The organism is Candidatus Midichloria mitochondrii IricVA (assembly GCF_000219355.1).
Taxonomy (GTDB): domain Bacteria; phylum Pseudomonadota; class Alphaproteobacteria; order Rickettsiales; family Midichloriaceae; genus Midichloria; species Midichloria mitochondrii.
Window position 1 is genome coordinate 109,531 of sequence record NC_015722.1, and the last position, 22,944, is coordinate 132,474.

Here is a 22,944-nt window from a genome sequence, read left to right on the forward strand (position 1 = left end):
TCTTTAAGAGGCATTATCTAGCTAGTTTTAATCGAAGAACGAAGCGCTATAGCAAACCCCTGAGGATGCTTTGCGCTACTCTTACCCTCTTCTTCCATAGGCATTTGCTGGATTTGAAACTTCTATCTATAAAATATTAGGCAATGCCAAAAGTTAAGATATTTTTAAGTTGACACTCGTTTGCTCGTCTGTTACACAACTGGCTCTTGAATTACATGCATAAAAGGGATTATGTTTCTCATTTTAAAATTGGGTTTCTTTAACTTAATCATGCTTATTCATACTGCTCTTGTGATAAAAAAATTTTCAATCAGCTAATAAACCACATTCTTTTTACTGCAACTTTCAAATTGACTATGCACTACTTCTTTAGTTTTTTAGAGTTATTAGACAATCTGCTGTGGGATTATCTAGCATTAGCAATTATACTATTTGCTGGCTTATATTTCACAATAAAATCGCGCTTATATCAAGTTAAGGTGATATTAAATATCAAGACCCACTTTAAATCATTAATTGCAGACGCTGATAAAAACAAAGCAGGAGTACATCCTATAAAGTTATATTTTGCGTCGTTAGGTGGAATGGTTGGTATAGGCAACTTAGTAGCTGTCATGTCAACAGTCACAATAGGTGGCCCTGGAAGTTTGATATGGCTCTGGATCGCCTCTTTTATAGGCATGATAGTAAAATACTCTGAGATATATCTTGGAATAAAACATAGAAAAGCTAATACTAAAAACGGCTATGATGGTGGCCCCATGTATTATTTAGAGAAGGCTTTTGGCAATAAGGTTATTCCGATAATATTTTGCTTATTATTTTGCGTATATGGAGCAGAAGTCAGTCAATTTTTAATTATTACCGACACTTTTGCTACTACTTTTAATATGAATAGAATTGTAGTTATTTCTACTCTTCTGGGGCTGGTACTTTTAAGCGCATTAGGCGGAGTAAAAAGATTAGCTAATATTTGTTCAGTACTATTACCCCCTTTTTTAGCTATTTATATATTGATTGCTATATATATATTTATATTAAATCTGGAGAAGTTACCCAGCCTGTTTCTTAGTATAGTAACTTCTGCATTCACAAGTCATGCATCGATAGGAGGCTTTGTAGGCAGTACTGCATTATTAGCCGCCCATTATGGGGTTTCCCGCGCTGTTTACTCAGGAGACATAGGTATTGGGTATGATGCAACAGTGCTTAGCGAATCTCAAACCGAGTACCCAGAAAAACAAGCACGTATGGCAATTTTTGCGCTTTTCGCTGATACTATGTTATGCACTATTAGCGTCTTGATTGTACTTTTGACTGAAGTCTGGAATATTCCAAATATTAAACTTTCTGAATATATTATTTTAGGACTTTCTACAGTTATACCGTATGCGGAAATATTCATGGCTATTGTATTTTTTATAGCCGGATTCACAACCATTATAGGCTACTTAGTAGTAGGCCAAAAGTGTGCTAAATTTATTAATAGAAGGTATGGCCGTATAATTTATATTTTATATGCAATACTGGCATTTATATTTTTCTCATTTCATGATCAATCAATGGTTATGCTGATCATGAGTGTTTCTGGTGGATCCCTACTTATTCTTAACCTCCTAGGGCTATTTAAATTAAGAAATCAGATAAAGTTTCCTGAAAATGACTAGATTTTATTGCAACTTTGATATAGATTCCTCTAACTAATATTTTAACAAATTTATTTATCAACATATCAAGTAATGATTAATATTCACTTACTAGATGGAAGTACGCGATCTTTCGAAGCGCCTCTAAGTGGTTTAGATGTAGCTGAAAGCATAAGCAAGAGTTTAGCCAAAAAAGCCATCGCTATTAAAGTTAACGGGGCTTTGAAAGATCTAGATACTATTATTGAAGAAGATGCAAAAATAGAAATAGTAACGCCGGGCTCTAGTGAAGGTTTAGAAGTAATTAGACATGATGCTGCGCATGTATTAGCACAAGCTGTAAAAGAACTTTTTCCTGAGGCGCAAGTTACAATAGGGCCCGTAATAGAAAACGGCTTTTATTATGATTTTGCGAAAAGTACCCCATTTCATGCAGAAGACCTTCAAGTCATTGAAAAAAAGATGCTTGAAATTATTAATGCTAACCAAAAAATCATTAGGAAAGTAGTTTCAAAAAAAGAGGCCATTGAATATTTTAAATCTATTGGAGAATTCTATAAAATTGAATTAATCGAAGCCATACCTGATAATGAAGAAGTGAGCATTTATTGGCAAGGTGATTTCGCAGATTTATGTAGAGGTCCACATGCTCCTTCGACCGGTTTTATCAAAGCCTTTAAATTAATGAAAATTTCAGGTTCTTACTGGCGCGGCGATAGTAAAAATGCTGCTTTACAAAGAATATATGGTACGGCATGGGCGACTACAGCTGATTTAGGTAATTATCTTCATATGCTTGAAGAAGCTGAAAAGAGAGAGCACCGTAAACTTGGTAAAGAAATGGATTTGTTCCACTTCCAAGAAGAAGCTCCGGGCGCTGTATTCTGGCATCCAAAAGGCTGGAAGTTGTTTCAGACTTTGGTCAATTACATGAGACTTAAGCAAGATAAAGCTGGCTATTTAGAGATTTCTACTCCTGAGATCATGGATAAATGTTTGTGGGAAGAATCGGGGCATTGGGAAAAATTTGGGGATAACATGTTTACTGCTCATGCTGCAGACGAAAAAGTATATGCGGTGCGGCCGATGAACTGTCCGGGCGGAATCCAGGTTTTCAAACGGGGTATTGTTAGTTATAGAGGTTTACCGCTGCGTTTGTCAGAATTTGGTAAAGTACATCGGTATGAGCCATCTGGCTCTTTACACGGCTTGATGCGAGTACGTGCATTTACTCAGGATGATGCGCATATTTTTTGTACTGAAGATCAACTACAGGAAGAGAGTCTCAAAGTATGTCAGTTAGTTTTTGAGATATATAGGGATTTTGGTTTCGACGCTATAAAGGTGAAGTTCTCCACAAGGCCAGAAAAGCGCCTTGGCTCTGACGAGATTTGGGATAAGTCAGAAGCAGCTCTACTCAGCTCATTACAAGCACTTGGAACCGAATTTGCTTTAAACCTCGGTGAAGGAGCATTTTATGGACCTAAGCTTGAATTTGTCTTAAGAGATGCCATAGGCCGTGATTGGCAGCTTGGTACCCTTCAGGTTGACCTGAACTTGCCTGGAAGGCTTGGAGCATACTATACAGGTCAAGATGGTAACAGATACCACCCTGTGATGTTACACCGTGCTTTATTCGGCTCTTTAGAGCGCTTTATAGGCATTCTAATTGAACACTATGCAGGAAAACTCCCGCTTTGGCTTGCCCCAATCAAAGTAGCAGTTATTACTATAACATCGGATGTTGCTGATTATGCTAATGAAATAGCCACAATTTTAGCTGATAATGGCATAGAACATATTGTTGATACTAAGGGTGAAACATTAAATTATAAAATAAAACAGTACTCATCAGTAAAAGTCCCTATAATATTGATAGTTGGAAGAAATGAGGCAAAAGATCGTACGGCTTCAATAAGACGTATTGGGTCATCAGACCAACAAAATATGAATTTAAACGAATTTATAACACAAGTAGTAGCGGAATCTCGCAGTCCAGCTAATATATTTAAGAGGTAGTTTATAAACACTAAAATTTCTATACGCGTCAATCACCAGATTAACGGCGAAATAAGATTGATAGATGAAAATGGCAATATGGTTGGTATCCTGCAGGCCAAAGAGGCTTTTTCGCTAGCGCAACAAAGAGGGTTTGATCTAGTTGAAATTTCACCAAATGCAGCTCCTCCTATATGTAAAATAATGGATTTTGGCAAATATAAATATGAGCAGCAGAAAAAGCAACATGCTGCCCGCCTAAAACAAAAAACTGTAGAAACAAAAGAGTTAAAATTACGCCCAACTATTGCTGAAGGCGATTATGCTGTCAAACTGCGCAGTTTAAAGAAGTTTATTGATAATGGCAACAAAGTAAGAGTTCTCATAGTCTTTAAAGGTAGAGAAATTACTCATAATGAAATAGGATTTGCATTAGCAAATAAGCTTGTTGAAGATACTAGTGAATTTGCAAAGCCTGATTCTCTGCCGAAGCTTGAAGGAAAACAAATACTTATGACTTTTTCAGCATTGAAGTGATGCCGCTCGTAAAACCCGCCTTTGCCGACAAAGAAGGATTATGAAGCAAACCCCAATCATTCAATAGAGCTACGCTCCAGATGAACCTTCCGTAGTGTTATCTAGGTCTTCAAATTCATACCCCCATGTCTCTGTTCTCCATAAAGAGCAGAATCGAGTGAAGTGCCCGTTGCCGATGGTCTCATTAACTTCATATAGATGCGAATTCCAAGGCGCATCTGGGTTGCTTCGGTTCAGGAAGTTCCTCCATATTTGTACTGAACCTGCATCCTGAGTGTCGCCACAAAGCCTTGGGTTCCAAGGGGCGGCTACAGGCCCTGGAGGCTTTTAGAGACCTCTAGCTCAACCCCCTCTCCCTTAATCTCTACCCCATAAAGTTGATCTGATTGCGGTCTGACTTACCATTGCGGTATCAGCACTTGGAAATTGATTATCTGGGAAATTACCATTTAAAAAACAAGGGATTAGACCATGTTTGCTTCATAGGCACCTCAGTTTTTATGTTTACGAGAATTGCTAGTATAGAGCCTATAGCCAATCACAGCCGCTGCAGTTACTCCTAAAACTCCAATTTCCACAGTTCCAATAATAATTGGAAGAGCTGAACCACTGCTCTTGCTCCCATCTGGAGTTTCTTCAGCTTGTGAAGTAGTTGTAGCTATTGAAAGTTGTAGCCAAAGTAAGTAGTAACCTGTAGTTGTCGTAGTTGTAGCAGGTTGAGCGGTGGTGGTGGTAGGTGTGGTCGTAGTGCTTGGAGAAAAATTCTCAGCTAAAAGTCCCGCATAAAACTATATATGCTTGTCCTGCTGCACTCTTACCATTCGGGTCAGCTCTATGAGCTCCAATTATTATATCCGTGAACCCATCTTTATTTATATCTCCTGCTTTTGATACAAATATTCCAGCTTCGTTACTAGCTGCTATACCGTTAATCATAAAACCATTTACCATTTAATGATGCAAGCTTTAGATATGGAGTAAAAGAAGAAGCGCCATATACATAATATATGATCGTCCAGCACGATTTCTGCCCCCTGGATCGGCCTCCACTGCAACCAATAATTAAAATCAGCAAAGCCCCATCTTATTTGCATCTCCTGCAAAAGCAACTGACCTTCCAGCATTATTACCGTTTGCGATACCGTTAATAATAAATCCATTACTGCCGTTAAGACTTGATAACTCTAAAGAAAAAGTAAAAGATGATTTACCAAATACTACATACATATGCTTGCACTGCCAAAGTCCTGCCACTTGGAGCGGCCTAGGTCGCTTGCCAATTACTGCATCATCCACTCCCATCACCGTTCCACACCACCGGCCGCCGACACCGAGTGTCCAGCTCCATTATTAACATTAATCCCATTAATCGCTACCCCAAAAGCGGTTGAGGTTAAGAGCGATGATAATTCGAATACACCATTTGCCATAAATAAGCTCCTTAATTAAGGTTGATAGTGAACTTCAAGGTACGAAGCTGAACACCAGCAAGCGCCGAGTTTAGCTCTAAAATTTCTTTTGGGCTGTTTTTTGAAGAGAGGTATAATATAGAGAAAAACAGACCCAACGAACCGTCATAATATATTGTTTTATCTAAAAAAGCCAAAAATAATCCCCCTAATTCTTGGGCGCAAACTCCATGTCAAGCTCAGCCAACTATATCTTCTTTTAGCATGCTATTTAAAGCCCTTAAAACTTCTTTTATTCCTACCCCAGTTACTGCAGAGAATACCATAGGCTTGAGCCCAGTCTTCTTAAAAAAAGTATTAATTTTCTCTTGCTGCTCTTCTCCCATTAAATCATTTTTGCTGAAGACGATCAATTCGGGTTTAACTGCGAGCTCAGGGCTATATTGCTTCAATTCGGATCTAATAATTTGGTATTTTGACTTGATATCTTCCTCAGTAATATCAATCAAATGCAGTAGAACTTTACACCTTTCTAGATGTTTTAAAAATTTATGTCCAAGACCTGCACCTTCGATCGCTCCTTCTATAAGGCCTGGAATATCAGCTATAACAATTTCTTCGTGATCGATATAAGCAACTCCTAACTGAGGTTTTAGGGTGGTAAAAGGATAATCAGCAATTTTAGGTTTTGCAGCACTAATTACCGATAAAAAAGTTGACTTTCCTGCGTTTGGAAATCCAAGCAACCCCACATCCGATAACAATTTAAGTTTCAACCAAACCCACATTTCTGTACCAGGCCAACCTTCAGTACTCCTTCTTGGCGCTCTATTAGTCGAAGTTTTAAAGCTTGCATTACCCAAGCCACCATCTCCCCCTTCTGCAACAATTACCTCTTTACCGGGCTCATTCATATCATAAAGCAAGGTATCACCATCTTCGTCATAAATCTGAGTCCAAAGCGGGACCTCTATTACAATATCCTCACCGTGTGCCCCTGTTTTGTTAGCCCCACTTCCCCTTCTGCCATTTTGGGCTTTAAAATGCTGCTTATAACGAAAATCTATCAATGTATTAAGATTTGGTACAGCCTTAAAAATTATACTGCCCCCCTTTCCTCCGTTGCCACCATCTGGTCCTCCATATTCAATAAACTTTTCCCTTCTAAAGCTTGAAACACCAGCACCGCCATCCCCAGATTTTAAATATATCTTTGCCTCATCGATAAAACGCACTTATTTAAAAACTCCCAATAAACTTTTTGTGGTTAGTATAATGCAAATCTTTAATCCTGGCACCCTATAATTAGTTTTCTATATGGAAAGCCTAAAGAACCATAGCAGCTAAACTTACCAGAGCGGCCAAAAGGTTGAACCCTATGTAGACCAAGGAACAGCAGGAATGACAGATACATCTAAATATATCAATCAGTTAATGCAAGAAAGCATTGTAAATGCTAATGAGCACCCTACTGCGGATTCAAGCGTAGTTGAAGCTGTAGTTATGACAGCACCATTACACACATGATACGTTGAGGTCAATAGCGGCAACCGAAGTAGCTGAAGTGGCCAGTAGGGCACGGATAAATGTAGCACTATCTCGCCAAGATGTATGTGACCAGCCGCCGTTAGTGTTGCCTCAAGAAGGTTATGGTCAAGTCAATGTTATCAACGTAACAGTGGAAAACGGTCAGCCATGGAATTCAGCGTTATATTCTATACAAAATTTTAGTGAGTATATGTATGAAGAACCAGGAAATCCTTATACAAGTGCAACGCACGCACTGTTGGAAGTTGATCTGAAGCTACTGATTTTAGTAAGCATGACGACGAACAGCCGGTTCCTTTTCAGAATGAAACACATGAGTGGTGGGAAATTGATGAAACCAGCATGTAGGTTTTCATTGAAATAAAAGCCCTGCTATAGTAGAAGACAGTTACTACTGTTATTTGTCTTTTTTTCCTATGTATGCTTAACCTTAAATATGTTACCTTTAATGATTTGTATCAAAGAGGGGGCTTAATAAAAATTGACCAAATTTTTTGCCGGGAGCTTAAAGAATTTGATGAAGGCTTGTATGATGACTTTATCAAAGGCCGTAGTACAAATTTCGCCGACTCTGATTTACTCATCAGGTTGGCACCTTTCGTTGAGAAGTTCATAAGTAATTTGTTCGATGTCAATCTTGAAATTAATAAGCTAAAGGAAGTACAGCAAGACCTGGATATCTTATTTGAATGTAAGAGAAATTTTGTTCAAAGAAGGGTAGCTAAGCAAGTTAGCTTTACTATTGAGGAGCTCGAGAATAGTATTTCGGATGCAAAAGAGAAGCTTGCTCAAGGTGGGTTTGATTTTCATTCAGCGATTTCAATGGCGAAGTCCATTACGCAATGGCAACAGGAAAATAATGAGGAATTAATAGAGATCGCAATAATTTATGCTGCGTGGTCTTTACATAATAATAAGGATTCTCTTCTTTTTTCCTTACCAGAAAAAGTTGATTTTGAGCATTTGATCGAATTTGATGTTAGGGAAGGCATCATTAAGAAGGCGGATGAAGAATTGAGGAATAGAGACAAATTTAATTTAAATGATAGCGGCTTAAGCAAAAGTAAGGCGGTTGGAGAGGCAAAGTATTGTATCCATTGCCATAAACAGCAAAAGGATTCATGTTCAAAAGGTCTGAAAAAGGATGAGGTAATTGCAAAAAATGGTTTAGGGATTGTTTTGCACGGCTGTCCCTTGAAGGAGAAAATATCGGAGATGAATCTATTAAGAGCGAATGGTTTAATCTTGGCTCCATTAGCGGTTGCCATTATTGATAACCCAATGCTAGCTGCAACAGGGCATAGAATATGCAATGACTGTATGAAGTCTTGTATATACCAAAAACAAAAACCAGTTGATATTCCGTTAGTTGAAACAGAAACTTTACAAACTGTGCTAGAACTGCCATATGGCTTTGAGATATACAGTTTGCTTACTAAATGGAATCCGTTGAATTTTAAGCAGTGGCTTCCTTTGCCATATAATGATCATAAGGTTTTGGTGGTGGGTCTTGGTCCGGCTGGCTTTACTTTAGCTCATTATTTATTAAATCAAGGAGTTAGTGTTGTTGCAATTGATGGATTAAAAATTGAACCTTTAAATCAAGAATTATCAGGCATATCTGCTAATGGAACGAGGAATGAATTTTTTCCCATCAAAAATATTAGTGATATATACGAAAACTTAAACGATAGAGTAGGGGCAGGGTTCGGTGGAGTTACAGAGTACGGTATTACTGTGCGTTGGAATAAGAACTATTTAAAAGTTATTAGATTGTTATTAGAACGTAGAAGTAATTTTAGAATGTACGGCGGTATTAGATTTGGTAGCAATATAACTTATGTACAGGCAAAAGAGCTAGGGTTTGATCATGTGGCCTTGGCGCTAGGGGCAGGCAGTCCAAATTTATTGAGTATACCCAATGCATTAGCAGGGGGTGTGAGGACAGCCTCAGATTTTTTGATGGCATTACAGCTTTCTGGACCTAATCGCCAACAAAATTTAGCTAATTTACAAATTGAGTTACCAATAGTAGTGGTAGGGGGAGGCCTTACCGCAGTTGATGCAGCCACGGAAAGCCTAAATTATTATGCCGAACAAGTGGAGAAATTGTTAGTTAGATATGAACTATTCGGCGACGAAATTTTTGCTAGATTGGATGAAAAAGAAAGGGATACTATTGAGAAATTTTTAGCGCATGCAAGAGAATTAAGAGCTAAACCTGACCAGAAGGCAAAAATACTGCAAAGCCTGGGAGGAGTAACAATTATATATCGGAAAAGTTTAACCGAATCACCTAGCTATAAGCTAAATCATGAAGAACTCGAAAAAGCATTGGAAGAGGGGGTTATGATAATCGACAATGCTCTGCCTCTTTCAATTGAGGTTGATCATGATAATCATTGTACTGGAATTGTGCACTCTAAAGGATTAACACCAGCTAGAACAATTTTAGTTGCAATTGGCACTAAGCCTAACACTGTTCTTGCTAAAGAAGACCCTAAGCATTTTTCGATAAAAGAAAATTATTTTGCTGATGAGAAATTAGACGATGTAAGTATACTTGGCGATTTGCATCCGAAATATGCTGGAAATGTAGTAAAAGCTATGGCTAGCGCTAAAGATAGCTATTTACCAATTATTGATAAAATGAAAAACCAAGCACCTCTAAACCGCATCAATCAACGAGAGTTTTTTAAGGATTTAGATGATTTATTATTAGCTCGAATACTTAAAGTTAATAGGTTAACCGAGAATATTGTTGAAGTGATTATTAAGGCTAAGAGTGCAGCCATGAATTTTGAACCAGGTCAGTTCTATCGATTACAAAATTACGCGGTAAACGCTTTAAAGGGCAAATATGGTTATACTACGACTATGGAACCTTTAGCTTTAACTGGGGCACAAGTCAATAAAGAAGAGGGGAGCGTATCTTTAATAGCTCTAGAGATGCTTGGATCTTCAAATTTTTGCCAGTATTTGCAAGAAGGGGAGTTAGTTTCATTAATGGGGCCTACTGGTATCCCTACAACTATACCTAAAAACGAAACAGTAATGCTAGTAGGTGGAGGACTCGGAAATGCAGTATTGTTTTCAATAGGGCAGGCTATGAGAAATAATGGATGTAAGGTGTTGTATTTTGCTGGCTATAGAACATTAAATGATCGCTATAAAGAAAGCGAGATAGAAAATGCCGCTGATATTGTGGTTTGGTGCTGTGATACCAGGGCTTTGCCAAAAAATAGGGAACAAGATTTATCTTTTAATTGTAATATAGTTGAGGCAATTAGGAGGTATGGAGAGTTACAAGAAGCTGAGATTAAGTTAACTAGTATTGATAGGATGATAGTTATAGGCTCCGATAAAATGATGGCTGCAGTTGCTTATGCAAGGCATAATAACTTAAGACATTTGTTTAAAGCTGGGCATATTGCAATTGGCTCCATCAATTCTCCTATGCAGTGCATGATGAAAGAGATATGTGCGCAGTGTTTGCAAATAAATGTAGACCCAAAGACTGGTGAAGAATACTATGTGTATGGCTGCGCTGAGCAAGACCAAGAGCTTGATAGAGTTGATTTTAAGTGTTTAAGCACAAGATTATCTCAAAATCATGTCATGGAGAAAGTAACCGGGAATATTATTGAGCAGATTGAAAAGGCAATGCCTGGTTAATTATAGGCGGCAATAAGAGGATGTGGTATCTTCATAGTAAAACGGGAGTAGAAATGACAATCAAGTGTAAATATTGCGGCTCCACAGCTGAGCAGGTGAAGAATGGTGTGGTGTATGGACCAGCAAGAGGTAAAATAATAGGTGCAAGAATTGCAAAAAGAATTACCGAGAAGGTGATAAGCGGCAGAAATACACTATGAATGATAGACCTAAAACCTAACCTTGAGGACTGCGGGATTAGGGCGATAGAGAGACTGACTGGAATCCATAACAGCCAAATATAGTCACTTAAGGATATCGAGGTCCTAGAGATTGAGGAGCTGTGCACATATATAAAAAAAGACCAAAGAATGGAAGTGGGAGTACGCCTTTATATGGATTGCTGTTAATAGAGAAGCGGGTGAAATTATTGACTTTGAAGGGTAGGGTGACGGGGGCAAGGCAACCTACCTCCTTTTTGTTTCAAATATAATTTGATTTCTCGTGATCATGGATATATTTTGAAGAAAAATTTTTATAAAAGTTATCAGTGAATTGGTTTGCTCGTTTAAAGAAAGGTCTATTTAAAACTGCTAATACTCTGAGCTCTGGACTCAAAGTAATTTTAGACCGTAAAAAGCTTGATCAAGAGACTTTAGAAGAAATCCAAGATTTACTAGTATCAGCTGACGTAGGTTTTGCTATTGCGGATGAATTAACTAAGAAAATCTCTAACCTAAAGATCAAAAATGAAGATGACTTAGAACGCGGAGTCAAGGGCTTTTTGAATCATGAAATAACGGAGATGCTTAAGCCTTATGCCGTTGATTTAAAAATTATTGCTAAGCCTACTACAATTGTATTATGTGGAGTAAACGGTAATGGTAAAACTACTACTGCTGGTAAGTTAGCCAAGCGTTTTAAGGATGTAGGTAAGAGTGTTATGTTAGCGGCCTGTGATACTTTTAGAGCTTCGGCCGTTGAGCAATTGGTTGCTTGGAGTGAAAGAGTGGATTGTGCCATAGTAACTGGTCAAGATAAACAAGACCCCTCGAGTATTGCTTATAACGCGCAACTTCTAGTCCAAGAACAAAATATTGATGTACTAATAGTGGATACTGCTGGTAGATTACACAACAATCAAAATTTAATGTCTGAACTTGAAAAGACCGTTAGAGTGATACAAAAAATTAATTCAATCGCACCTCAAGAGATAATTATGGTATTAGATGGTAGCACGGGACAGAATGCTTTACAGCAACTTGAGGCCTTTATGAAAGTAGTGCAGATTACTGGCCTTATAATCACTAAGTTAGATAGCAGTGCAAAAGGAGGCATAGTGCTGACCTTGACCCAAAAATATAAAATTCCGATATATGCAATTGGCATAGGAGAAGACATAGAAGACCTCAATTCTTTAGATCCTAAGTTGTTTGCAGATGCTATTGTGCACTACAGCTAAGCATTATGAGTTAAATTTATGAAAGTGCAGAGAGTTCGATGCTTACAATCTTTGAGCGACACTTAGATTTAGTCGCGCTCCAGTACCTAATTGAATTTCTGGCGTTCCCGACAGGATTCGAACCTGCGACCTTTAGATTAGGAATCCAACGCTCTGTCCTGCTGAGCTACGGGAACTAGCGGTACAGTATATAAGCGGGTATTCTATTTATTATGAGCAGAGAGTCAATTTAATAAGTAAAAAAATTTACTTTTATTTAATAAAATATTATAAAGGTATTTGATAACTTACCTTGTTTGGTTTTTTATGTTTGATGTTTTGAAAAAGCTTTTTTTGTTTTTTTTAAGAAAAAGACATCGGGTGCAAAGCAAGGAACATCCTTTTATTTTATCAGATATTAAATCTTCTTTGAATAGAGACTGGCACGCCGTAGGAGATGATCTTAATAATGTTTTAGTACAATGGAGGCAATCCTGTGTCAAAAAATGAGGTAAATAAAAATACTCGTGATGGTTTTATGAAACAGAGTAAAATTTCTTCAATTCTTCCATCTCCAGCAATGTTAGAAAGTTATGAAGAAATAGCGCCGGGTATAGTAGATAAATTAGTGGACTTAGTTGAAAAAGAACAAAAACATCGTCATTCTCTTGAAGAGAAAGCTCTTAAGTGTGAAATAATGTTTGAAAAATGTAGCTTGGTTGCGGTTAAAGGGGTATCAAGCTTAATTGCAGTTTTAGTACTTTTAATTAGTTTCCTTGCGGCAAAATTAAGCCTTTTTGTTGGTATGATTTTTTGCCTTTCTTGTTATACATTTTTGTTCTTTATAGAAAAAATAAAAAGTTAAATTCTAAGAACAGAAGCGAAGAAATTAATATGGCTACGATGTCTATGAAAACCCCTGTAAAGAAAAAGTTCGGAAAGGGACAAAGATTTAGGGAAAGAGAAAAACGTACTTCAGCATAACGACTCTAGTTTTTCGAGGTAACGGAGTATATCCCAAGTAAAGCTATAAAACCTCAAAGTTGCTTGGTATATGAGGTTCGCCTCTGGAGTTAGCTGCGTTTTGATAAATTTCAGAACGCATCTAAAAAGTCTTGCTGCAGCCCTGCGGTGATTTTCATATTGTCGCCTTGCTCAATGGTAAAAGGCATAGGTGCCATTAAGATTATTTTTTGCCTTTAACCATTAAAAGTTTTTCTCAATTTCATGATAAATAAGAAAAGTGGTTTCCCTAGTAGAAATATTTTGTTTGATTGATGATTTTTGCAAGCGACAACTCACGTACCAAAGATCCTTAAGAAACTCGCAGAGACAAAGGGAACGAGAGTCTGGGATGATGCTTTCCGAAGTTATAACGATCCTCGTTTTGTTTCATTTGAGGGCATTACCGGATTCAAAGATTTTTACCTAAACTGTGTTCAAATCTCTCTCAGAGAGGAATTGCCGAAGCTTATCAGCTACAATCGCTTTGTTGAGCTGGATATGCGAGACGCGGTCATCCCGTTGGTCATTCTGCTGAATTGCTGCAAAGGGAAACAAACAGGTACGTTGACTCAACAAAAAGCTGGAAGGTTTGTCATAACTTATGTATTAGCCGTAATAAGGTCTTTAAAGGCACCGCTTAGCGTGGGAAACGTCGACCCGGATGGTTCTTTGGCCTCAAATGATCAAGGAGAGATTATGTCATTCACACTGACTTCGGGTAATACAGATGATCGAGCCGTTGTCGAGAAACTGACTCAATATTTGACAGGCCTTCTATTCGGAGATCGGTGGTATATAAGCAAACACTGAGCAATCAAGGTATTGAGCTCATCACACGGCTTAAGAAAAACATGAAAAACAAAACCCGTTTGCGGCTTTTAAACAACTGCTTCTTGCAGGGCGTGGATTGATTGAAACAGCCATCGGACAATTGAAAGAGATTTGCCAACCCTGCCTAGCTTGAAGTACGCTGGCGCAAGATTTGGCATAAGCTATGTATCGTATAAATATCTTTATCACTCATGCCATCTTTTTTAATTGAAGATTCTAGTAGTAGTAAGTTATAAAGATAATTGTTAATCTGTTTTAAGCTAATTGATTTTAGGATATCTAAAAATCTATTTCGATTTTTGAAAAAAAGCGGGGGTGTTAACATTAATAAAGCTCCATTTAGAGATTTACCTGCATTTAAAAGCTCCTTTACCTGTTTTAATCTCGTTGCATAATTTTGTAAGGCTCTAATAATAAAAATGTTGTTGTACCCCTGATCAGTAATAATAGTAATTTCTTTTAAAAATTTTTTGATATCACTAGTGAAAAACGCATTGGCTAAATCTTCTAAAGATGATTCAGCGGAATAATTAGCAAACAACTCTGCAATAGCACTTACTGTTAACTTCTGGTAACTACAATAAAGCGCTAATTTTTCTAATTCGCGCTCAATCAATAACCTATTAGAAGGCATAATGGACGCTAGCTCAGTTGGTAGGTTATCCTCATACGGTATTTTCTTTGCCACAAGCCAATTTCTTATTATATTAACAATAGCTTGGTAATCAGGCTTGTAGCAAGGTACAATTAGTGCTCCGTAGATTGCTTCTAGAGATTTAACTATTCGCGAATTTTTTCTTGCTTCTCCTGCGATAAAAAGCACTGCTGAATTAATCGCTGCTGTATTTTTTTGTAAAATTTTTGCGATATCTGCGTTAAGATTTTCGCTGCAATCCTCTATTAGCAATAATTTTTTTTCTGCAAATAATGAGCTTGAACAAAAAAAGTCGTTTAGAGTTGCCAGGCTAGAAATCAGCTGGTTATATGTAATACTTTGTAATCCATGGATTTTATCTTCTTTACTTGGCAAAAATCTAGAAATAAGTTTTTCTTTTACTATTCTGATAGCGCCTTCATCAGATCCATATACCAAACTGCAAACAATATTTCCCTTATGATTTGTTAAAAATCCTTCTACCTTTTCAGAATCAACAGTGAACGCAGGAGATTTCATGAAGTAACTGTAAGTTATTTTTTCAGTTCACTTATAATTCAATTCTGTCAAGATTCATATCTATTTCCACTTTTCAAAGAGAAATTGTAAACAATTCTGGCTCTTGTGTTGGATGAGTGTAATCCAAGAAGGGAGTCGCGATATAGAAGATATTTTATAATGTTCTACGCTCCAAGCAGTTGTCACCTAGATTTACATAAGAATTTGAATGTTCTAAGGTGTATTTTAATATGTCAGCAGCTGTTATATCTCCTAATTTTGTTTTTTCATTTATGGGTTTTATTTCTTTGAAACGGTTATAATTATTACAATATTCTCAATTGAAATGTCTAAATGCCTCTATAGTGAGAGTTGGTATAATACCCACTAATGCTGTAGTAATAATCGATTCGTCTGACTTGAAATAATTCTTAAAGCATAGTCTTATTAAAGAAGGAACAGTTGGTATAAAGGTTATGATGAAAAGAAATGGCATGCATATATGCCTAGCTTTTAGATATCTCCATAAAAAAGTAAATAGGCCAATTTTTGTTCATTGTTTTGTTGTTCAAAAAAGAGAAGAGCCTAAATTGGGTTGGAGGTGCTGCTCTTTTCCTTCTAATAAATTTAAAGTTTTATTGACATCAAGAGAGATGGCTTGCCTAATACGCTCTGCAAGTTCAGTGCTAGAACTGCTATTAGCCCAGTAATCTTAAGGCTTTGCATGGGGATTTTTAATTGCGCCTGATAAATAGTTTACAATTGACCATAGGTTATAAACTGAGGCTATATGAAGATCATCATTAATCAGGTTGTAATGGCATGGCCTAATATTTATAGATAGAAGTTTCAAATTCAGCAAATGCCCTATGGAAGAAGAGGGTAAGAGTAGCGCAAAGCATCCTCAGGGATTTGCTATAGCGCTTTGTTCTTCGATTAAAACTAGCTAGATAATGCCTTATTAAAGAATTCTTTGATTCTACCAATGAGGTCTCAGCTTTTGTTTTGTTATGGTGCGTGGAGATTTTATAGTATTCATAAACGCTGTAACCATCTGTACATAGCGCCCCCCGTCTCCTTCGATCCATGAAGATATATTCCAGTCAGTCTCTCTGTCGTCCTAATCCCACAGTCCTCAAGGTTAAGTTTTTAAGTCTATCATTCATCGTGTATTTCTGCCGCTTATCACCTTTTACACTTGATTGTCATTTCTACCCCCACCCATTTCACTACGAAGATATCAAACACCCTCTTATTGCTGTCTATAATTACCAGGCAATGCCCTGAGGTGTTACCAAATTTGCTTTACAATTTATTTGAATTAAATTATCCCGAAGATAAACTGCAGATCTTAATAGTTTTGGAAGCTGACGGTAAGGGAACTATCTTAACTGCCGAAAAGTTAAGGTCCCATCTTTTTTTCCTAGAGCCAAGCTCAAGGCATGTGATTATGCTCCTCAATTTGTGAAGGGTGAATATGTGGTGATTTATGATGCTGATGATAAGCCTTGCAAGAATCAATTAATTGATGTGGTTAAAGTTTTTAGAAATAGCGAGTCTAACTTAGCATGCGTGCAAACAAGATTAAGTTATTATAATGCTCACGAAAATCTTTTAACTAGTTTATTCGCAATTGAATACGCCTTTAGTAGGCACCAGTAAACACTTCAGGGCTAGTGTTTTAAAGCAGCTAAAAATGGGATCAGTTTAACTTAACAGAGGACGCTGATATGGGAGTCAGACTTAAAAAAAATGGTTATAAAGTTAAAATCCTATTACCATAAAAAGTTGGATTAAATAAAGATCCAGGTGGCATAAAGACTTTGTACAGACGTATTTTATACATATCAAAAATCTACTTCTTTTATACAAAAAGTTTGGGCTCATGGGATTAACCGCTTTTCATGTATTTTTTATTTTTGGCTCTATTTCAGCTGTTGGGGTGCTTTTTTCACCTATTTTGATTTTTTATATTGATAACTTGTTTATTAACGTGTTTTCAGCTTTTAATTTCTTTTTATTTTTCGTGACCTCAATAAGAAAAGCGAAAAAAGTTTGTTTGGATAATAAATGGTTGAATTTTAAGTGTTATCTATTCCCATTTTATCTGGTTTTACAAGTAGTGCCCTCTATAAGGAGCCTCTTCCAACTTATGACAAGACCATACTATTGGGGGGGGAAGAGGGGATCATACACGGAGTGAGCTCTTATCACCGCGAGAGGTGCTCTAGTGCTAATTTGAGGGTTTGAATTCAATACCTAATTATTTATCAGTGAATTAACTTTGTCTCTTCAATAAAAATTAATTTTCAGTCAGTAATTTTTTTGTTATTATAACATTTGTCCTTAAGGACGTTAATTTTTAAATGGAGTTTATTATGGATAAAGATGTTGCTATCGATGTGGTAGAGGGTGCGGTTTGTATTGTGTATGGCGGCGAGAAATTTTTGCTTACAGAAGAATTATGCAGAGATCATAACGCTATCATGAAATTTGCAGAAGAAGTTATCTTTGAGGGAGAGGAAAATTTTATGCGATACCTTGAAAGAAAAGGACTGGTGAAAGATAAATTTGCCGAAATTTTAATCCAAGATATCAAGTCTATGGAGCATTCTGCTGCTAACCAAGAAATTGCGAATAAAATTTTAGCGCATGACATGCTATCTCAAGGTGAGACTCAGTCTCAAGGGCCGCATATTGGTTCTGAAAGCCATGCTATACATATGGAATCTGCTTCAGAGCTTAGTGCTAGTGAAGCTACTGATCATATTCACCATGACCACGTATAGTTATAATTTTGAAAAGCCTATATTTATATAGGCTATTTGGGCATTGTTAATAAAGTCTTATGGCTAGGTCATGATTACTGAGACGTGTATGTGGAATTCGCTCTGCTGCGTTTTGCGTTCGAATTGGGGGAAAGCTCTGTCTTAAAGTTAGCTTTATTGGCGGTGCCTAAGGCCCTTGAAAGCAATCGGAAACCTTCTTTCTATGCCTGGTGCTTTGGTGCTAATTTTGATCCCAGGTGGTGCTTGTTTTCTTTTGAATTCACTGTTTATTACCATACTTTCAATTTTTTTTACTAAATCTAATGGCAGATTGTATTCATTAGCAGCTTCAATGGTTGATAAATTAGATTCTATGAGTCCATACAATATGGTATCTAAAATATCATAAGGGGGCAGTGAGTCTGTGTCTTTTTGATTTTCTTTTAATTCTGCTGAGGGGGCTTTTTCTATTATATTATTGTTGATAAGATTTAACTTAGGATTCTTGGAGTCTTTTGGAATGAGAATATTACGCCACTTAGTAAGCTCATAAAGCTTGGTTTTGTATATGTCACTAATCGGGGCAAGGGCTCCACACATATCACCGTATAAGGTCGCATAACCAACAGCAAACTCGGACTTATTGCTTGTGGCAAGTGGTAAGGCTTTAGTTTTATTGGCAGTTGCCATCAGAAGAAGTCCTCTAATCCTAGCTTGCAAATTTTCTTCTGTAACATCAAATGGTAAATCTCCCCATAGATTTTGCAAGTTAGCTAATATTTGCTGATAAACTCCATTAATTTCTATGGTATTAAAATTGCAGCCGATTTTTGTAACTAAGTCTTCGGCATCAGCAAAACTAGCTTTTGAAGAGAACATAGAGGGCATTGCTAAACAATGCACATTCTCTGGCCCTAAAACATCGGCTGCTAGCACAGCCACGAAAGATGAATCAATGCCGCCAGACAATCCAAGTACTGCTCTATCAAAACCATTTTTTGAAAAAAAGTCTCCGAGTCCACGCATTAAAGCGTTATATATATGTTCATTTTCACTAATTTTATTTTCGTAAGGCTCAATAAAGGCTGATAGCGATCCGTTTTTGTACTCGATTTCAATCAGATTTTCTTCCCAGTACCTGGGTTGGACAATAAAAGAATTTTTCTCTACTACACAGGAGCCTCCATCAAAGACTAGGTAGTCGTCAGCGCCTATCCTATTTACATATATAACTGGTAACAGTGTTTTATTTGTAATATTTTGTATGACATTCAGGCGCATATCCTGCTTTCCTAAATCGAAGGGAGAAGAATTTATACCTATCAAAATTTTTGCCCCTTGATTTTTTAAGTCTAAAGCTACATCATCGTGCCACAGATCCTCGCAAATTAAAATTCCAGCATCCAATTCCCCTATCCTAAGTAGTTCAGTAGAGATTCTTGAATGAAAAAATCTTTTTTCATCAAAAACTCCATAATTTGGCAAATGCTTTTTGTAAAATTCCTTGCAGACCTTTCCTTCTCCCATCAAAATTGCAGCATTATGAATTTTGCCTGCTCTTAGAACTGGAGCTCCTACTATTATATAGTTTTTATAACCTTTAGTACTATTAGCTATTCTTAACAGGGCTTCGTCTATCTCTCTTAAAAATTCAGAATGTAAAACTGCATCTTGTAATAGATAGCCCGATAAGCTTAACTCAGGAAAAATTACTAGGTCACAATTTCTTTTGGTAGCTTCTAAATAATATTGAATTATCGAAAGATAGTTCTTCTCAATATTACCAACAAGGCAATTTATTTGTGCAATGGCTATTTTCATGAGTATTACCTTGGGTAATGCAGCCCTTTTGGTGAAGTAGTAAATATTTCAGCGCCGCATTCAGTAACTCCAATTGTGTGTTCAAATTGAGCAGACAAAGACTTGTCTTTAGTAACTACTGTCCAACCATCTGCTAACAGTTTTGCTTCTGGGCCACCAGCATTAATCATAGGCTCGATGGTAAAAAACATTCCAGGTTCTAAAACAGTGTTATCACTTGGATCATAGTAGTGTAAAACATTAGGGAGAGCGTGAAATGTTTTGCCTATTCCATGGCCGCAATACTCTCTAACTACTGAGAATCCGCTTCTTTCTGCATAGTGCTGTATTGTTCTGCCTATTTCATTTAGTTTAATGCCAGGTTTTACCCTTTCTATCCCGAGCATCATGGCTTCATAAGTCACTTCAACCAATCTCTTGGCCTTTATGGAAGGCTTACCAACGAAAAACATCCTACTAGTATCTCCATACCAGCCATCTAAAATTACTGTAACATCAATATTTACTATGTCACCATTGGCTAATTTTTTGTTGCTCGGAATACCATGGCATATCACATGATTAACCGAAGTACATATTGATTTAGGAAATCCTTTATAGTTAAGAGGAGCAGGAATTGCTCCATTTTTTATTATGAGTTCATGACACAAAGAGTTAAGTTCATCGGTCTCAACGCCAGGCTTAACAAAATCTCCAATATAATCTAAAATATGAGCAGCGAGTATGCCTGTTTTCCTCATGGAGATAAGATCCTGAGAGGAGTGTATAGTGATCTTGTCTTGACTTTTCATTTTGATTAACAGTATTATAACACTACATAGTTTCTAAGCTTAACCTCTCAAAAATGCAAGAGCCGATTAGAAAAAAATTGTTTGAAAGTGCTTTAAAAATTATTCCTTTTGAGGGGTGGTGCCCCGACCTTTTGATTAAAGCGGAACGAGCGGTTAACCTACCTGAGGGCACCGCTAGTGTGCTTTTCCCTGGTGCTATTAATGACTTTTTTGAATATTATATAGAAGAAATAGATAGGGAGATGCTCTCTGTATATAGGAATTCTACTAGTTCAAACATGAAGGTGCATCAACGAATTAGACAATGTGTTATATCAAGGATAGAAGTTCTAGCTCGCAATAAGAGTGTTGTGACAAGGGGGCTAGCTTTTCTTGCAATGCCTATAAACTATGCGCTTTCCTTAAGGGTTTTGTGGAAAACAGTGGATTTAATATGGTACGAGGCGGGGCGCGATCAATCTACAGACTTTAATTATTATACTAAAAGGGCACTACTCGCAGGTGTTTATAGTAGCACTATTTTATACTGGATCAACGATGAATCAGAAGATTTTACCAAAACTATGGGTTTCTTAGACAGAAGGCTGGAAGATATCCATAAAATATACAAAGCAAAAGAAAAATTTGCTGGAGTCATTAACTTATGAATCATTTTAAAGTATTAAAGGAAGCAATTGGGAGCGCCTTAAAGCCTGCTTGCGAAAAATATGGATTTGTAACTTACAGAATAGTGAGTCATTGGGAACAGATAGTGGGTAAGCATTTAGCTTACTTCAGCTTTCCAATAGAGATAATTTTTCCAAGAAATAGAAGCGATGAAGGGCTTCTGGTAATAGGGGTTTCTAATCCTGGTTTTGCGCTTGAGATTCAAGCTTCGGAATCAATAATTATCTCTAAGCTTTCTTCCTACTTTGGTTACAGAGCTATTAGTAGGGTTAGAATAAAAATAGCGCAAAAAAAGTATAGCTCATTTGTTGAGAAACCTGCTCTATCCTCAATTAACGCTGCTTCCAAGGCTTATACTTTGGAAGGAATCACGGAAGAAGAGGATAAAAATCTCACTAAATTAATTAAGGGAATTAAAGATCCAGAACTTGCAGAAGAAATTGCAGCGCTGAAAGAAATTTTATTTTTTGTAGATAAGTCCAATTAGATGCAAGATTACTAATGAAATATTTCATTTTTATCTGTTATAATTGCAGGTTCTATTCTCTGCCTATCTTTTCTATGATAAAAAGTTTTTTCGACTTATCCAAAATTGCATTAGAGTCCTTTCTACTTGAAAATGGACAGCAAAAATTTCGCACGGGACAAATTTTGGGATTGGATCTATACTAAGGGAGCAAAAAGCTTTTTTGAGATGACAAATCTAGGTACTTCCTTACGAGAGCTACTCACTGCGAATTTTTAGAGCGTGCGCATATAAGTAGAGCACTGATATCTTTAGATGAAACTCAAAAATGGTTATTAAAATTTGTCGATAATAATGAGATAGAAACTGTTTTCATTCCTGAAGAGAGTAGGGGAGCCCTCTGCGTTTCCTCTCAAGTTGGTTTGCACTTTAACCTGCAAATTTTGTCATACCGGAACGTAAAAGTTGGTAAGAAATCTAACGGCTGGTGAAATCATTATGCAGCTCATGCATGCTAAAGATTCCTTATATGATTGGCCAGCTGATAAAGAGAGGGCCGCAGTATCAGCAATATTGTAACGATGGGAATGGGAGAGCAGCTGTTAAACTATGATAATGTTTCGCAAGCAATCAAAATTATGATAGATCCACATGGCCTTAACATATCAGAACACAAAATTACTTTATCAACTCCGGCATTATTCCGAATATTTATAAATGTGCAGCTGATTTAGGGGTTAATCTTACGATTTCTCTTATTGATTCCGAAGCTTGAATCTCAAGCGCAAAACCAGGATTAGAAACCCCTATTACCAGAAGCCCTTCATCGCTTCTATTTCTTGGAAAAATTATCTCTATTGGAAAGCTGAAGTAAGCTAAATGCTTACCCACTATCTGTTCCCAATGACTCACTATTCTGTAAGTTACAAATCCATATTTTTCGCAAGCAGGCTTTAAGGCGCTCCCAATTGCTTCCTTTAATACTTTAAAATGATTCATAAGTTAATGACTCCAGCAAATTTTTCTTTTGCTTTGTATATTTTATGGATATCTTCCGGCCTTCTGTCTAAGAAACCCATAGTTTACATGCAACTACTGATGAATTAAGAAATGAAATGTAGCTATTAATAACAAAAAATATCCTATTAGAGAATTACTGGAAGCTTGTTACCAATGTAGCGAATTTAACTGCCAGGAAAAGAATCACCTT

At 36.9% G+C, this 22,944-nt stretch carries 22 protein-coding genes and 1 tRNA gene; 13 read left to right on the forward strand and 10 right to left on the reverse strand.

Annotated features, from left to right (window positions below):
- Positions 1-356: 356 nt before the first annotated feature.
- From MIDI_RS00700 to infC, 3 genes are all read left to right on the forward strand, one after another.
- Entirely contained in the window at positions 357-1,667 is a 1,311-nt protein-coding gene (locus MIDI_RS00700; RefSeq protein WP_013950679.1) for an amino acid carrier protein, read from the forward strand.
- Positions 1,668-1,739: 72 nt separating this feature from the next.
- Positions 1,740-3,665: a threonine--tRNA ligase gene (gene thrS, locus MIDI_RS00705; protein ID WP_013950680.1), complete on the forward strand. Its 1,926-nt coding sequence runs from the start codon at positions 1,740-1,742 to the stop codon at positions 3,663-3,665.
- Between the two features lie 21 nt (positions 3,666-3,686).
- Positions 3,687-4,181, forward strand: coding sequence for a translation initiation factor IF-3 (gene infC, locus MIDI_RS00710; protein WP_041185317.1), 495 nt, complete (start codon positions 3,687-3,689; stop codon positions 4,179-4,181).
- 765 nt (positions 4,182-4,946) lie between these two features.
- Here the strand turns inward: infC and MIDI_RS00715 are convergent.
- From MIDI_RS00715 to obgE, 5 genes are all read right to left on the reverse strand, one after another.
- A complete protein-coding gene (locus MIDI_RS00715; RefSeq protein ID WP_160162169.1) occupies positions 4,947-5,117 on the reverse strand; it encodes an integrin alpha in 171 nt (56 codons plus the stop codon).
- A gap of 132 nt (positions 5,118-5,249) precedes the next feature.
- Positions 5,250-5,408, reverse strand: a complete 159-nt coding sequence (locus tag MIDI_RS00720) for a hypothetical protein (protein ID WP_237697391.1) — start codon at positions 5,406-5,408, stop codon at positions 5,250-5,252.
- Positions 5,409-5,482: 74 nt separating this feature from the next.
- Positions 5,483-5,611, reverse strand: coding sequence for a hypothetical protein (locus MIDI_RS09605; protein WP_272940971.1), 129 nt, complete (start codon positions 5,609-5,611; stop codon positions 5,483-5,485).
- Positions 5,612-5,622: 11 nt separating this feature from the next.
- On the reverse strand, positions 5,623-5,787 hold the full coding sequence (locus MIDI_RS08345; protein WP_160162170.1) for a hypothetical protein: 165 nt from the start codon (positions 5,785-5,787) through the stop codon (positions 5,623-5,625).
- A 42-nt stretch (positions 5,788-5,829) separates the two neighbouring features.
- Positions 5,830-6,825 carry a GTPase ObgE gene (gene obgE / locus MIDI_RS00725; protein WP_041185318.1) on the reverse strand — a complete coding sequence of 332 codons (996 nt, stop codon included), beginning with the start codon at positions 6,823-6,825 and terminating at the stop codon, positions 5,830-5,832.
- A 166-nt stretch (positions 6,826-6,991) separates the two neighbouring features.
- On the opposite strand from obgE, the gene MIDI_RS09610 reads away from it, so the two are divergent.
- From MIDI_RS09610 to ftsY, 4 genes are all read left to right on the forward strand, one after another.
- A complete protein-coding gene (locus MIDI_RS09610) occupies positions 6,992-7,117 on the forward strand; it encodes a hypothetical protein (protein ID WP_013950685.1) in 126 nt (41 codons plus the stop codon).
- A gap of 441 nt (positions 7,118-7,558) precedes the next feature.
- The gene (locus MIDI_RS00735) at positions 7,559-10,813 is read left to right on the forward strand and encodes an FAD-dependent oxidoreductase (protein WP_013950686.1); all 3,255 of its coding nucleotides are present in this window, start codon (positions 7,559-7,561) and stop codon (positions 10,811-10,813) included.
- A gap of 53 nt (positions 10,814-10,866) precedes the next feature.
- A complete protein-coding gene (locus tag MIDI_RS08350) occupies positions 10,867-11,013 on the forward strand; it encodes a hypothetical protein (RefSeq protein ID WP_160162171.1) in 147 nt (48 codons plus the stop codon).
- A 329-nt stretch (positions 11,014-11,342) separates the two neighbouring features.
- On the forward strand, positions 11,343-12,254 hold the full coding sequence (gene ftsY / locus MIDI_RS00745; RefSeq protein ID WP_041185320.1) for a signal recognition particle-docking protein FtsY: 912 nt from the start codon (positions 11,343-11,345) through the stop codon (positions 12,252-12,254).
- 99 nt (positions 12,255-12,353) lie between these two features.
- On the opposite strand, the gene MIDI_RS00750 is transcribed toward ftsY, so the two are convergent.
- Positions 12,354-12,430, reverse strand: a tRNA-Arg gene (locus MIDI_RS00750).
- A 299-nt stretch (positions 12,431-12,729) separates the two neighbouring features.
- On the opposite strand from MIDI_RS00750, the gene MIDI_RS00760 reads away from it, so the two are divergent.
- Both MIDI_RS00760 and MIDI_RS07710 read left to right on the forward strand, forming a co-directional pair.
- Positions 12,730-13,098: a DUF2335 domain-containing protein gene (locus MIDI_RS00760; RefSeq protein ID WP_041185321.1), complete on the forward strand. Its 369-nt coding sequence runs from the start codon at positions 12,730-12,732 to the stop codon at positions 13,096-13,098.
- Between the two features lie 419 nt (positions 13,099-13,517).
- Positions 13,518-14,048, forward strand: coding sequence for a transposase (locus MIDI_RS07710; protein ID WP_052567651.1), 531 nt, complete (start codon positions 13,518-13,520; stop codon positions 14,046-14,048).
- A 145-nt stretch (positions 14,049-14,193) separates the two neighbouring features.
- Here MIDI_RS07710 and holA read toward each other — a convergent pair whose 3' ends face one another.
- Positions 14,194-15,162, reverse strand: coding sequence for a DNA polymerase III subunit delta (gene holA / locus MIDI_RS00770; protein ID WP_237697392.1), 969 nt, complete (start codon positions 15,160-15,162; stop codon positions 14,194-14,196).
- A gap of 2,438 nt (positions 15,163-17,600) precedes the next feature.
- Here holA and MIDI_RS00795 point away from each other — a divergent pair.
- Positions 17,601-18,011 carry a hypothetical protein gene (locus MIDI_RS00795; protein WP_041185325.1) on the forward strand — a complete coding sequence of 137 codons (411 nt, stop codon included), beginning with the start codon at positions 17,601-17,603 and terminating at the stop codon, positions 18,009-18,011.
- A gap of 153 nt (positions 18,012-18,164) precedes the next feature.
- Here MIDI_RS00795 and MIDI_RS00800 read toward each other — a convergent pair whose 3' ends face one another.
- Positions 18,165-19,811 carry an NAD+ synthase gene (locus MIDI_RS00800; RefSeq protein ID WP_013950695.1) on the reverse strand — a complete coding sequence of 549 codons (1,647 nt, stop codon included), beginning with the start codon at positions 19,809-19,811 and terminating at the stop codon, positions 18,165-18,167.
- Positions 19,812-19,816: 5 nt separating this feature from the next.
- The gene (map, locus tag MIDI_RS00805) at positions 19,817-20,602 is read right to left on the reverse strand and encodes a type I methionyl aminopeptidase (protein ID WP_041185326.1); all 786 of its coding nucleotides are present in this window, start codon (positions 20,600-20,602) and stop codon (positions 19,817-19,819) included.
- 53 nt (positions 20,603-20,655) lie between these two features.
- Between map and MIDI_RS00810 the strand changes: the two genes are divergently transcribed.
- The 3 genes from MIDI_RS00810 (at position 20,656) to MIDI_RS10075 (ending at position 22,013) form a co-directional block, all read left to right on the forward strand.
- On the forward strand, positions 20,656-21,249 hold the full coding sequence (locus MIDI_RS00810) for a COQ9 family protein (RefSeq protein ID WP_013950697.1): 594 nt from the start codon (positions 20,656-20,658) through the stop codon (positions 21,247-21,249).
- Positions 21,246-21,755, forward strand: a complete 510-nt coding sequence (locus tag MIDI_RS06160; RefSeq protein ID WP_013950698.1) for a DUF721 domain-containing protein — start codon at positions 21,246-21,248, stop codon at positions 21,753-21,755. Before MIDI_RS00810 ends, MIDI_RS06160 begins: the two co-directional genes overlap by 4 nt.
- 132 nt (positions 21,756-21,887) lie before the next feature.
- Positions 21,888-22,013, forward strand: a complete 126-nt coding sequence (locus MIDI_RS10075) for a hypothetical protein (protein ID WP_410517903.1) — start codon at positions 21,888-21,890, stop codon at positions 22,011-22,013.
- Positions 22,014-22,445: 432 nt separating this feature from the next.
- On the opposite strand, the gene MIDI_RS00825 is transcribed toward MIDI_RS10075, so the two are convergent.
- Positions 22,446-22,733: a DciA family protein gene (locus MIDI_RS00825; RefSeq protein WP_013950700.1), complete on the reverse strand. Its 288-nt coding sequence runs from the start codon at positions 22,731-22,733 to the stop codon at positions 22,446-22,448.
- Positions 22,734-22,944 lie beyond the last annotated feature (211 nt).

Bases quoted from the DNA above. Each gene is read 5' to 3' on its own strand.
- MIDI_RS00700 (WP_013950679.1), top strand. From the start codon at position 357: ATGCACTACTTCTTTAGTTTTTTAGAGTTATTAGACAATCTGCTGTGG.
- thrS (WP_013950680.1), top strand. From the start codon at position 1,740: ATGATTAATATTCACTTACTAGATGGAAGTACGCGATCTTTCGAAGCG.
- MIDI_RS00715 (WP_160162169.1), bottom strand. From the start codon at position 5,117: ATGATTAACGGTATAGCAGCTAGTAACGAAGCTGGAATATTTGTATCA.
- MIDI_RS00720 (WP_237697391.1), bottom strand. From the start codon at position 5,408: ATGTATGTAGTATTTGGTAAATCATCTTTTACTTTTTCTTTAGAGTTA.
- MIDI_RS09605 (WP_272940971.1), bottom strand. From the start codon at position 5,611: ATGGCAAATGGTGTATTCGAATTATCATCGCTCTTAACCTCAACCGCT.
- MIDI_RS09610 (WP_013950685.1), top strand. From the start codon at position 6,992: ATGACAGATACATCTAAATATATCAATCAGTTAATGCAAGAAAGCATT.
- MIDI_RS00735 (WP_013950686.1), top strand. From the start codon at position 7,559: ATGCTTAACCTTAAATATGTTACCTTTAATGATTTGTATCAAAGAGGG.
- MIDI_RS08350 (WP_160162171.1), top strand. From the start codon at position 10,867: ATGACAATCAAGTGTAAATATTGCGGCTCCACAGCTGAGCAGGTGAAG.
- MIDI_RS00795 (WP_041185325.1), top strand. From the start codon at position 17,601: ATGGATAAAGATGTTGCTATCGATGTGGTAGAGGGTGCGGTTTGTATT.
- MIDI_RS00800 (WP_013950695.1), bottom strand. From the start codon at position 19,811: ATGAAAATAGCCATTGCACAAATAAATTGCCTTGTTGGTAATATTGAG.
- map (WP_041185326.1), bottom strand. From the start codon at position 20,602: ATGAAAAGTCAAGACAAGATCACTATACACTCCTCTCAGGATCTTATC.
- MIDI_RS00810 (WP_013950697.1), top strand. From the start codon at position 20,656: ATGCAAGAGCCGATTAGAAAAAAATTGTTTGAAAGTGCTTTAAAAATT.
- MIDI_RS06160 (WP_013950698.1), top strand. From the start codon at position 21,246: ATGAATCATTTTAAAGTATTAAAGGAAGCAATTGGGAGCGCCTTAAAG.
- MIDI_RS10075 (WP_410517903.1), top strand. From the start codon at position 21,888: ATGGACAGCAAAAATTTCGCACGGGACAAATTTTGGGATTGGATCTAT.
- MIDI_RS00825 (WP_013950700.1), bottom strand. From the start codon at position 22,733: ATGAATCATTTTAAAGTATTAAAGGAAGCAATTGGGAGCGCCTTAAAG.